Consider the following 10,512-nt stretch of genomic DNA (forward strand, 5'->3'; position numbering starts at 1 on the left):
TGCTTCGCACGCCGAGTCGCGCGGCCACTTCAATTCACATGAAATTCGCGCCGAGTCGGGGGATACGGCTGGTCATCTGATTAGCTCATCACCGAAGTCGCCCCGGCCGCGTTCCCGCCCCGATGCTTCGCACGCCGAGTCACGCGGCCACTTCAATTCACATGAAATTCGCGCCGAGCCGCCTGAAAAGCAGTATGTAGAAGCGCTGATGGCGGACTTGGAATCGGTGCTGCCGCAAATCAGGGACCGCAAAATTCACAGCGTATTCTTCGGCGGCGGCACGCCGAGCATCATGAGCGCGGAAACGATAGATGCTATTCTCACCGCGGTACGCGCGCGATTGACCCTCGATGCCTGCGCTGAAATTACGCTGGAAGCCAATCCCGGAACCTTTGAGGCAACGAAGTTCGCGGCTTTTCGCGCCGCCGGCGTGAACCGCCTTTCCATCGGCATCCAAAGCTTCAATCCCGGACACCTCAAAGCGCTGGGACGCATCCATGATGATCTTGAGGCGCGCCGCGCCGTCGAAATCGCGCAAAGGCACTTCGATAATATCAATCTGGATTTGATGTACGCGCTGCCGGGGCAGATGCCGGGAGAAGCGCTTCAGGACATCGAGGCCGCAATTTCATATTCGCCGCAGCATATTTCCGCCTACCACCTGACCATAGAGCCGAATACGCTGTTTCATCGTTATCCGCCGCGGCTGCCGGATGATGAGTTGAGCGCGCAAATGCAGGCAACGATAGAAGAAGCTCTGGCGGATAACGGCTACAGGCATTACGAAACTTCCGCTTTCGCGCGGGAAGGCTTTCAATCCAGGCATAACCTCAATTACTGGCGTTTCGGCGATTATCTGGGCATCGGCGCCGGCGCGCACAGCAAAATCAGCATGCCGCAAAGAATAATCCGCCAGATGCGCTACAAGCAGCCGAAGGAGTATATGAATCAGACGCTCCTCGGCACGCCGGTGCAGGAAGAGCATGAAATCGCAAGCCGTGATCTTGGCTTCGAATTCATGATGAATGCGCTGCGCCTCATCGAAGGTTTTCCCGCCGGCTTGTTTGAAGAGCGGACAGGATTGCCGATCATCGCCGTGCAAAGGGAGCTGGATGAAGCGGAACGACGCGGGCTCATCGTTCGCGATCGCCGGAATATCGCGCCGACTTTACGCGGGCAGCGGTTTCTAAATGACCTTTTGCAGATATTCATCCAAGAGCCGGGACCGCCCGGCAGCGGGTGACTTTCTTTGGCCGGGCAAAGAAAGTCACCAAAGAAACGCCGCCCCGGTTCGCCGTCCTTTGGATTCCCTTGCGCTGCTCGCTTAGGCGGGCGGCTGCGCAACTCGCGCTGCGCGCTCAGACAGTGCTCGCCGACTTCTCCCGCCCAAGCTCCGCTGCTCGGCGGCTCACAGGGGGTATGTCAATTCGCTTCGTTGTTATTTTGAATGTCCTGGATTCTTTTAAAGACTAAATCCCATACCCGATGCCCCAGCTTCAACCCCCGCTGCTCGAACTTGGTGAGCGGGCGGTAGGCGGGACGTGAGGCGTAATTTTCAGCCGTATTGGCGAGCCCCGGTTCGGCGTCGAGCACAGCGAGAATATGCTCGGCATAATTCTGCCAGTCCGTCGCTACGTGCAAATGAGCTCCTGTTTTCATTCGTTGGCACAGGAGCGAAACAAAATCCGGTTGGATCAGGCGCCGCTTGTGGTGGCGCTTTTTCGGCCAGGGATCGGGAAAGAAAATATGCACGCCGGAAAACGAATCCGGTGCAAGCATCTGTTGCAAGACTTCCATAGCGTCATGCTGGATAATCCGCACATTGCTTAATTCTGCGGCATCGATTTGCTTAAGCAGACTGCCCACGCCCGGCGTGTGCACTTCTATAGCGAGGTAATCGTTTTCGGGATGCTCTCCGGCAATCGTTGCGGTGGATTCGCCCATGCCGAAGCCGATTTCCAGAATCTTCGGAGCAATGCGGCCAAACGCACGGTTGAGATCAAGCAGTGATGCGGCATACGGAATGCCATATTTAGGCAGCAGGGTTTCATGCGCCCGTTTCTGGGCATTGGAAATCCTGCCCTGCCGCAGGACGTAACTCCTTATCGGTTTCATCGGAAAGTGCGGGGCGGTTACGCGGCTTTGTTTTGGCCGATGATGCCGCTCTCGGGAGAGCTGGGCGAGGCGGTATAGATTTTTTTCGGCATGCGTCCGGCGAGATACGCCTCGCGCCCCGCTTCGACGGCTTTTTTCATGGCGGAAGCCATCAGCACCGGATTTTGCGCGGCGGCGATCGCGGTGTTCATCAGCACGCCGTCGCAGCCGAGCTCCATCGCAATCGCCGCATCGGAAGCGGTGCCCACGCCGGCATCCACCAGCACCGGCACTTTGGCGTTGGCGATAATGATTTGCAGGTTATGCGGATTGAGAATGCCCATTCCCGACCCAATCAGTGATGCGAGCGGCATCACTGCGACACAGCCGATTTCCTCCAACTGCTTCGCCACGATGGGGTCGTCCGAGGTATAGACCATCACCTTGAAGCCCTCCTTGACCAATTTCTCCGCCGCGCCCAAGGTTTCCACGATGTCGGGATAAAGCGTATGCGAGTCGCCCAGCACCTCGAGCTTCACCAAATCATGCCCGTCCAAAAGCTCGCGCGCCAGGCGCAGCGTGCGGATTGCATCTTCCGCCGTGTAGCAGCCCGCGGTGTTGGGGAGAATCGTGTAGGTTGAGGGCGGGATGAAATCCAGCAGGCTGGGCTCGCCGCGGTTCTGGCCGATATTGGTGCGGCGGATGGCGATGGTGACGATTTGCGCGCCGCTTGCCTCGATCGCGGCCCGGGTCTGCGCGAAATCCTTGTATTTGCCGGTGCCCACGAGCAAGCGCGAAGTATAGGTTTTGCCGGCGATGATCAAATTGTCCATAGTCTAATTGAATATTTTACCGCGGAGGACGCGGAGGAAGGCAAAACTAATCAATCCTGACCGCCGATAAACGCCGATAGTCGCCGATGAAACCACAACTTATCCCGAATGAAATCGAATGGACTGCGTTTATCTGCGTTCATCGGCGGTTAAAAGATTGAGTTGGCCTTTCTCTGCGTTCTCTGCGGTTTAAAGCTTTACCCGCCGCCGACGGCGATGACGATTTCCAACTGATCGCCGTCACGGAGAATTTCATCGTTGAAACGGCTGCGCGGCACGATTTCGCCGTTTCTTTCCAGCGCCAGCCGCCTGCCCTTTAGCTCCAGCTTTTCCAGCAGTTGGGTGAGGTTGAGGCGCTCGTCAAAATGGCGGGGTTCGCCGTTGATGGTCAGCGCTATCATTTTGTCATTTGCCATGAATTGGATACAATGGAATTCTATCACGCGGGTGTAGTTCAATGGTAGAACGAAAGCTTCCCAAGCTTTAGACGTGGGTTCGATTCCCATCACCCGCTCCAGCTTATAACTGCCCCAAAAGGTTCAGACTATGAAAAACATTTTTAAATACGGGTTCTTCGCGCTGGGCGGCCTGGTCGTGGTTGTGCTGGCCATTGTGGCGTATATCGCCGCCACATTCGATCCCAATCAGTACAAGCCGCAAATCGTGCAGCTGGTGAAGGAAAAACAGCAGCGCACGCTGAAAATCGATGGTGACATCAAGCTTTCTTTCTTTCCCAGCATCGGCGTCAATCTGCCCAAGCTGGCCTTGAGCGAGCACCAGTCCGACAAGGAGTTTGCCGCCGTGGACAGCGCGCGCGTATCACTGAAGCTCATGCCGCTCCTGAGCAAGCAGGTGGTGGTGGATGAAGTGGAAGTCAAGGGCCTGCGCGCGAATCTCATCCGGCATAAGGACGGCCACACCAATATTGACGATTTGATCAACGCGGGCGAAGCGAAGCCTGGGGCCAAGGCCGAAGCGAAGCCGGGTGCGCCCCAGTTCGACATCGGCCATGTCGATATCGAAAACACCACGCTGGTTTACACCGACGAGGGTTCCGGCGCCAAATACACATTGCGCGATGTCCATTTGAAAACGGGACGCATCGCCAACGGTACGCCGGGGCAGATTGAAGCGGCTTTCAACGTCTCGGGCAACCAGCCCAAGTTCGATCTGAATATCCGCCTCAAGACGCGGCTGACATTTGATCTTGCGGGCCAAAATTATTTGCTGGAAGCGTTTGATCTGGCGCTGAAGGGAGAAGCGGCGGGCATCACCAAACTGGCGATTAACGCCGCAGGCAATGTTGGTGCCAAATTGCAAAGCAAGGAATTCAGCGTCGACAAGCTCAAGCTCAGCGTGACCGGCGTCAAGGACAAGGACAATCTGGATGTCAGCCTCGATGCCCCGAAAATCAACCTGGCGCAGGAAAAATTTTCCGGCGACAAAGTGGTTTTGCTGGCGAAAATGAGCGGCCAGAACAACGCTACCGCCCATCTGACCGTGTCGGCGCTGCAGGGCACGCAGCAGGCGTTCAAGACCGGTGCGATCAATCTGGAACTCGACGCAAAACAGGGCGAGCAAACGCTGAAAGCGAAACTTTCCACGCCGCTCTCCGGCAATCTCAAGGACATGCAATTCAACCTTCCCGCGATTGCCGCCAATTTCACCGTCAGCGGTCCCGGTCTTCCCAACAAGAGCGTTTCCGGCGAACTCAAGGGCAGCGCCGCGATCGATGCGGCAAAAGAGCACGTGCAGGCCATTCTTTCCGGCAGACTGGAAGACAGCTCCTTGAAAGCCAAACTGGGCGTCGCCGGTTTTGCCAGGCCTGTCATCAATTTTGATTTGGACATTGACAAACTCGATGTTGACCGCTACCTGCCGCAGAAAACCGCTGAAGCCGCACCCGCAGCCAAACCGGCCGAAACCAATCAACCCGAGAAGCCGATTGATCTCTCCGCGCTGAAAAATCTCAACGCCAACGGCAGCCTGCGGGTGGGCAATCTCAAAGTAGCCAACGTCAAGGCGGCACAAGTCCGCGTGGACCTCAAGGCGGTGAACGGCAAGATCGATATTAATCCGCTTGCCGCCAATCTGTATCAGGGCTCTGTCAACGGCAGCATCGGCATCAATGCCGCGGCCACCCCTGCATTCACGGTGAAACAGAACCTCAAGGGCATCAGCATCGGCCCCTTGCTCAAGGACGCGGCGAATTACGATGCGCTCGAAGGCAAGGGCAACCTGTCACTGGATGTCGTCACGCAAGGCGCCACCGTCAGCGCGCTGAAGAAAGCATTGAACGGCAAGGCGGCGCTCAATCTCGCCGACGGCGCGGTGAAAGGCATCAACATTGGCGAAACGATACGCAACTTCAAATCCAAACTCGGCGCGCTCAAGGGTCAACAAACCCAGGCCGCGGACAAGTCGCAGAAGACCGACTTTACCGAACTCAAAGCGAGCTTCGACATCAGGAACGGCGTTGCCCACAACGACGATCTTTCCATGAAATCGCCGCTGTTGCGGCTTACGGGCAGCGGCGATATCAACATCGGTGAAGACAGCCTGAACTATCTTGCCAAAGCATCGATCGTGGAGAGCGGCAAGGGCCAGGGCGGCGCGGATATTTCTTCGCTTAAAGGGGTGACCATACCGGTGCGCGTGTCCGGCCCGTTCAAGGCGCCGCAGTACAGCCTGGATTTCGGCGCGGCCGCGACCGAGGTCGTCAAGCAAAAAGCCGAAGAGGCGGTCAAAAGCAAACTGCAGGACAAGCTCAAGGGGCTTCTTAAATAACAAGCGCTGTGTGAACCGCATAATGGAACCGCAGATGAACGCCGAATAGAAGCGCTTTGAAAGCATAAGTTGATATATTTTGAAATCATTGGAGAGATTACTGATACAAAGACTTTTGCCGTTGGCTCTTCTATTCGGGAGATTGGACGGCTGCGCAAGTTTTACGGTCGCGGCCGATGGAAAAAACGTAAAGGGACAACTCGCGTGCGGCTTTCCGATGGCTCTATTCGGCTGGCCGAGGTACACTGGTACGAAGCTCACGGTATCGGTCGTAAAGAGTTCAAGATCAAACGTTACATTGACTAAACTACTATGAAAACATCAGTTAAGAGATTTGTCGTTTGCCTAAAGAACAAAGGCTACGAAGTTTCGTTGGAGCCCAGGAAAATTTATCAGGTCCTTCCTGATTCTGAGGCTGCAAAGCATAGGCAGCTTCGCGTGATTGATGAATCAGGCGAAGACTACTTATATCCCGCAAGCTATTTCTCTCCGATTGAGCTTCCACAGCCGATCCGCAAAGCGATGCTGGCTTCCGCTTAACCCCCACTCAACGCGGACGCGTTAATAGAACCGCACTGGAACCGCAGATGAACGCCGATAAACGCAGATGACAACAAAACAAGAATAGACAGGATTTACAGGATTCGAACCGGTGCTGGATATTTTAATCATTTGAATCTGTTGTTTGCTTGAATTACTTGCAGGATCACGCACCGAAAGGCAAAATTCGCCGGATTAGGTACCACTTTTGGTGTCCATTACACGTTAGCCGCCTACACCATGACGGCGCCGCTTCCTTCACACACCGACCGAGTTAGATCGCTACTTGCACAGGTCGAACCCGACCGCGATGCAATGCTGAAGCTCGGGGTCGGCGTGTTCGGAACTGCGGGCGCCCCAATGTTCCCGCTCGATCTCATGGCCTTCGGTGCAGTCAAGCGCAACATCAGCACCGCACGTGCGTTCCACATGATGATTGAATCATGGAACATGGTCTGTGCGAGGTCGCTGCTGCGAATTCACATCGATACGTCGCTACGCTTCTCCGCGGCCTGGCTTGTCGAAAAGCCGCACGAGTTTGCAACTCACGTTCTCAAGGGCGAACGGATCGACAAGATGAAAGACAAAGACGGAAAGCGTCTATCCGATGCACACCTCGTTGAGGTGCGCTCACCCGAGTACCCTTGGCTGCCCGCCGTCTACAAGAATCTCTCCGGCTACGTTCACTTCTCGGGGTCACATATCTACGACTCCGTAGCAAACGTCGGCGACGAAGACAACACTATCTCCTTCGAGGTGTCGGACACCGACCTGAAGTTCCCCGAGTTCAGTTGGGTCGAAATCCTTGAGTGCTTTCGTGAGGCCACCGCAATACTCGCCAAGTTCCTGCACGGCTACGTTCTCACCAAGCAGTTGTCGCCCGCCGAGCTTGAGGCGGCAAGAAGGCAGCTAACCCTTCCATCGAGCGGACAGCCACCAGCAAGCCGGTAGCTGCCGCTCATGTCAAACGTTATAGTTCGCTTGCTCCTGGAACCTCTTGGCGGTTCGGCTTGATTCTTGTCTGCGTTCATCTGCAAAGCTATGCAACTCCGAATGCAGCGGAGTAGACTATTCCTATATCTACAACTATCTACAACGGAAGAGGTCATATGGCCAAAAAATTGACGATGGTTTACTGGAAAGGCGATCGTTTCTGGCTGGGGAAGTTGCTTGAACATCCCGAAGTCATGACCCAGGGCGAGACGATTGAAGAACTGGAGGAAAACCTTAAGGACGCATTTCGGTCAATGGTAATGGATGAGGTGCCGCAGGATTACAAGACGAAAGAAATTGCGCTTTGAAGCGCAGTGAATTGATCCGCCAACTCGAACAACAAGGCTGCACGTTTCTTCGGCACGGCGGCCGCCACGATATCTATCACAATCCGGTAACCGGCCAGAAACAGCCGGTGCCTCGTCATGGCGAGATTGACAACATCTTGGCCAGGCACATCAAGAAGCACCTTGGCTTGAAGCCTTGAAAAACACGCATAAACGGGATGCACACTACCCGAGCCGGAAGGCGACACGCGATTACCTTGAAAGCAGGAAACCCGATGAAGAAACTTGACCATTACGAACGAGGAATTCTTAGTGCGTACGAAAAAGGCACGCTGGTTTCGGCGCGACCGACGAAGGTGCAACTAGGCGTGCTTCGCGAGGCTGCGCGCGCTACGTTCATTAAGAGCAGGCGAGTGAATATCCGTCTTTCTGCTGCTGATCTATTGGACATACAAGCGCGGGCCTATGAAGAGGGAGTGCCCTATCAAACTCTAATAGCGAGCGTGCTGCACAAATATGTATCTGGGCGTCTGCGTGAGGCGAGGTCACGTCTAACCACCCGCTCAACGCGGACGCGTGCAAAAGCGGCGCGCCGCCGCTTAACGGAAAGTTAATGGAACCGCAGATGAACGCCGATAAACGCGGATGACAACAAAACAAGAATAGACAGGATTTACAGGATTCGAACCCGTGCAGGATATTTGGTATTGGGTTAAATAAAAAAGCCGTTCGTGGTGAGCCCTTCGACAAAGCCGCCGTTCGGCCTGAGCCTAGCGTAGCGTGGTCGAAGGCTTTCCCGAACGGAGGCTTTGCTCAGGACAGGCCTGTTGAGCTTGTCGAAGCATCAGGGCGAACGGCCTATTCTGATCGAATTGGCCCACTACTGGATATTTTAATCGCTTGAATCTCTTAACGGCTTGAATTGCTTGCAGGATGACGCAGCAAAAGGCAAAATTGCCGGATTAGGCACCACTTTTGGTGTCTATTTTTAGTTAGATTGCGAATGCGCAAATGGCCGATACGAATGCACAGGTAGCGCAGCAAACCCAACTCAAGCACCAGTTCTATGTGCTGACCTTGTGCTTCACGGTACTTGCTTTGGCGGTGGAAACGGCGGATTTCGATGGCCCTCTCGCAGCCGACGCGATCGAACTTGCCGGCTGGCTCTGCCTTCTGATTTCCGGACTGATAGGGCTTTTCCGGTTTGAACTCGTACCGAAGCTATATCAACTCTTCGATGCACAGATTCACCTGAAACAAGACAAGTCCCAACTTCAGAAGGCGAACTTCCTAGAGGACGGTGAAATATTCTCCATCCAGGATAACAAGAACGTACCAATCAGTGAGCTGGTAACGAGGGTAGAAGGCAATCTGACGAGAGTTAACGAGGCCATCTCAGAGAGAAGTAACAAGATCACCGCTCAATATCTATTACACCGATGGTTGTTCGTCACCGGCGTCGTGGCCCTTGTGACGAGTAGGGGCTACAAGCCTGCCGCGAGTATTCTGGAAGCGTTATACGACAGATTTGGGTAGTCAACCGGTCAGGACATCGGTGGAACTGTATGTCAGTGTCCGTCAATCCATCACCGCATGGCTGCCTTTACCTCGCAATCTAACTGCGCGCTCAACCGGACCGCCCAAAAGCTGCGCTTTTGGGTTCCCTCCGCGCTGCGCGCTCCGGCGCCCGGTCAATGCGAACGTTAGCGCCCACAACACTGCGCACCCGTTCATAGGAGGTCAAGAAATGACGAAAATAATTTCGCTTACCCTTGTGCTTATTCTTGCTGGCTGCGCTACAGGCAGGAGCTATCACAATTCTGACAATATGTGGAAACTGGGGTACTCGGACACCCAACTTAACGAGAGGGTCTATCGTGTTTCTTATGCTGGATACGGTATTCCCCAAAGCGAGTGTGATGATTTTGCAATCATGAGAGCCTCAGAAATTACTAAGGAAAAGGGCTACAAGTATTTCCGGATATTGACCGAAAAACAGTCCTCACAATCCCAATCCTTCTACATCCCGGGATCAACTTACACAACTGGTACAGTGTCTGGCTACGGGAATACCGCGCAAGTCAACACCACTAGTTATTCAACTGGGTTTGTGGGAACGGCGAACTATCCAGTTTCCACTATTACGATTGAAATGCTTAAGGAGAAAGACGATGCATCAGGCACTCTCGACGCAGAAATTATTTGGAGTTCGCTTGCGAAAAAACACGGCGTCGGCAAATAAGGAGCAAACTGCTAATAGGGCGTTCCAGCGGACCCACAAGCGGCGCTTTGCACCGCTTGCGTCCGTCCGCTGAACTTCGACGTTAGATGGCAACAGCTGCCGCGCCGCGCTTCACCTTAGATACGAATTGCCTCATCGACGTGGAGGACGGTCGGCCGGATGGACCTTTCATTCGCGAGATCGTTGCGCGCCATGGAAATGGCATCAATGTCGCTGTATCGGCCATCGGGGCGTCCGAGCGTCAGCGAAATAAGGGTTATGCGCAAAATTTCTCGGAGTTCCAAGAGAAACTCAAGGCTATCGGCTTCGATGGTCTAGAGCTTCTCCTCCCGTTAGCGTATATGGATGTTTGCTTTTGGGACCACTGCATCATGGCTGATGAAACGGACACATTGGAAAGTGACATTCATGCAGTGCTGTTCCCGAGCATTGAGTTCATGTGGGTGGACTATGCGAAGGCTCGTGGCTTGCCTGTCGATGCGATGGACAAGATATGGCGAAACGCCAAATGCGATGTCTTAGGGCTTTGGTGTCACATCAAGCATGGTGGCGGTGTTTTTGTGACAAGCGACAGTAATTTTCACGCAATCACCAAACAAGATAGGTTAAAGGCCTTAGGAGTCGGAACAATCGCGTATCCAAAGAACGCCGCCGCCCTTGCGAAGAGATCTTAGGTTGCCATCTAATAACACGCCCCACCCGGACGCGCGGCGAGCGCCGTGCCATAGTTGGGGCA

Annotated in this window: 14 protein-coding genes and 1 tRNA gene; 12 read left to right on the forward strand and 3 right to left on the reverse strand. The window is 54.4% G+C overall.

Going from position 1 to position 10,512, the window contains the following annotated elements; translation table 11 throughout:
* The first annotated feature begins 166 nt into the window (after positions 1 to 166).
* Entirely contained in the window at positions 167 to 1,243 is a 1,077-nt protein-coding gene (gene hemW, locus VHE58_08865; protein ID HVS27389.1) for a radical SAM family heme chaperone HemW, read from the forward strand.
* A 179-nt stretch (positions 1,244 to 1,422) separates the two neighbouring features.
* Here hemW and trmB read toward each other — a convergent pair whose 3' ends face one another.
* From trmB to thiS, 3 genes are all read right to left on the reverse strand, one after another.
* A complete protein-coding gene (gene trmB / locus VHE58_08870) occupies positions 1,423 to 2,115 on the reverse strand; it encodes a tRNA (guanosine(46)-N7)-methyltransferase TrmB (protein HVS27390.1) in 693 nt (230 codons plus the stop codon).
* Between the two features lie 17 nt (positions 2,116 to 2,132).
* Positions 2,133 to 2,927, reverse strand: a complete 795-nt coding sequence (locus VHE58_08875; protein ID HVS27391.1) for a thiazole synthase — start codon at positions 2,925 to 2,927, stop codon at positions 2,133 to 2,135.
* Between the two features lie 197 nt (positions 2,928 to 3,124).
* Positions 3,125 to 3,325: a sulfur carrier protein ThiS gene (gene thiS / locus VHE58_08880; GenBank protein ID HVS27392.1), complete on the reverse strand. Its 201-nt coding sequence runs from the start codon at positions 3,323 to 3,325 to the stop codon at positions 3,125 to 3,127.
* Between the two features lie 45 nt (positions 3,326 to 3,370).
* Between thiS and VHE58_08885 the strand changes: the two genes are divergently transcribed.
* The 11 genes from VHE58_08885 (at position 3,371) to VHE58_08935 (ending at position 10,450) form a co-directional block, all read left to right on the forward strand.
* A tRNA-Gly gene (locus VHE58_08885) sits at positions 3,371 to 3,444 on the forward strand.
* A 29-nt stretch (positions 3,445 to 3,473) separates the two neighbouring features.
* Complete coding sequence (locus tag VHE58_08890; GenBank protein HVS27393.1) at positions 3,474 to 5,714, forward strand: AsmA family protein; 2,241 nt, start codon at positions 3,474 to 3,476, stop codon at positions 5,712 to 5,714.
* Positions 5,715 to 5,783: 69 nt separating this feature from the next.
* The gene (locus tag VHE58_08895; GenBank protein HVS27394.1) at positions 5,784 to 6,020 is read left to right on the forward strand and encodes a hypothetical protein; all 237 of its coding nucleotides are present in this window, start codon (positions 5,784 to 5,786) and stop codon (positions 6,018 to 6,020) included.
* Between the two features lie 6 nt (positions 6,021 to 6,026).
* Positions 6,027 to 6,254, forward strand: a complete 228-nt coding sequence (locus tag VHE58_08900; GenBank protein HVS27395.1) for a hypothetical protein — start codon at positions 6,027 to 6,029, stop codon at positions 6,252 to 6,254.
* A gap of 315 nt (positions 6,255 to 6,569) precedes the next feature.
* Positions 6,570 to 7,205 carry a hypothetical protein gene (locus VHE58_08905; protein ID HVS27396.1) on the forward strand — a complete coding sequence of 212 codons (636 nt, stop codon included), beginning with the start codon at positions 6,570 to 6,572 and terminating at the stop codon, positions 7,203 to 7,205.
* A gap of 158 nt (positions 7,206 to 7,363) precedes the next feature.
* Entirely contained in the window at positions 7,364 to 7,555 is a 192-nt protein-coding gene (locus VHE58_08910; protein ID HVS27397.1) for a type II toxin-antitoxin system HicB family antitoxin, read from the forward strand.
* Positions 7,552 to 7,734 carry a type II toxin-antitoxin system HicA family toxin gene (locus tag VHE58_08915; GenBank protein HVS27398.1) on the forward strand — a complete coding sequence of 61 codons (183 nt, stop codon included), beginning with the start codon at positions 7,552 to 7,554 and terminating at the stop codon, positions 7,732 to 7,734. The genes VHE58_08910 and VHE58_08915 overlap by 4 nt, the downstream gene beginning before the upstream one ends.
* 75 nt (positions 7,735 to 7,809) lie before the next feature.
* The gene (locus VHE58_08920; protein ID HVS27399.1) at positions 7,810 to 8,148 is read left to right on the forward strand and encodes a hypothetical protein; all 339 of its coding nucleotides are present in this window, start codon (positions 7,810 to 7,812) and stop codon (positions 8,146 to 8,148) included.
* A 397-nt stretch (positions 8,149 to 8,545) separates the two neighbouring features.
* Entirely contained in the window at positions 8,546 to 9,070 is a 525-nt protein-coding gene (locus VHE58_08925; protein HVS27400.1) for a hypothetical protein, read from the forward strand.
* Positions 9,071 to 9,281: 211 nt separating this feature from the next.
* Positions 9,282 to 9,776 carry a hypothetical protein gene (locus VHE58_08930; GenBank protein HVS27401.1) on the forward strand — a complete coding sequence of 165 codons (495 nt, stop codon included), beginning with the start codon at positions 9,282 to 9,284 and terminating at the stop codon, positions 9,774 to 9,776.
* An 86-nt stretch (positions 9,777 to 9,862) separates the two neighbouring features.
* Complete coding sequence (locus VHE58_08935; GenBank protein ID HVS27402.1) at positions 9,863 to 10,450, forward strand: hypothetical protein; 588 nt, start codon at positions 9,863 to 9,865, stop codon at positions 10,448 to 10,450.
* The last annotated feature ends 62 nt before the right edge of the window (positions 10,451 to 10,512 follow it).

The sequence above is a fragment of the Burkholderiales bacterium genome (genome assembly GCA_035543335.1).
In the GTDB taxonomy this organism is placed as follows: Bacteria; Pseudomonadota; Gammaproteobacteria; order Burkholderiales; family JAHFRG01; genus JAHFRG01.